We start from the raw sequence: 538 nt of genomic DNA on the forward strand, positions 1-538 counted from the left end.
ACTCCCCACCAAGACCTGGATCGAGATCGTCTCCACCGCCCACCGCGTCGGGATCCGGTCCTCCTCCACGATGATGTATGGCCACGTCGACAACCCCCGCCACTGGGTCAACCACCTCAACGTCCTACGCACCATCCAACAACACAACATCGAGGCCGGCATCCCCGGATTCACCGAGTTCGTCCCCCTCCCCTTCGTGCACAACTCCGCACCCATCTACCTCGCCGGAGTAGCCCGCCCCGGCCCCACCCTGCGCGACAACCTCGCCGTCCACGCCATGGCCCGCATCCTGCTCCACAACCGCATCCCCAACATCCAAACCAGCTGGGTCAAACTCGGCACCCAAGGCACCCAAGCCATGCTCAACGCCGGCGCCAACGACCTCGGCGGCACCCTCATGGAAGAAACCATCTCCCGCATGGCCGGCTCCGAACACGGCTCCGCCAAAACCGTCGAAGAACTCACCACCATCAGCACCGGCATCAACCGCCCCGTAACCGAACGCACCACCACCTACGGGCACCCCACCCCCCGCTGA

General features: G+C 65.1%; 1 pseudogene. It reads left to right on the forward strand.

Annotated features, from left to right (window positions below):
• Positions 1 to 538 (forward strand): annotated as a pseudogene (fbiC, locus tag EFK50_RS21295) (7,8-didemethyl-8-hydroxy-5-deazariboflavin synthase); the annotation flags it as partial.

Origin of the sequence: Nocardioides marmoriginsengisoli (genome assembly GCF_003725695.1) — a bacterium.
GTDB classification, from domain to species: Bacteria; Actinomycetota; Actinomycetes; order Propionibacteriales; family Nocardioidaceae; genus Marmoricola; species Marmoricola marmoriginsengisoli.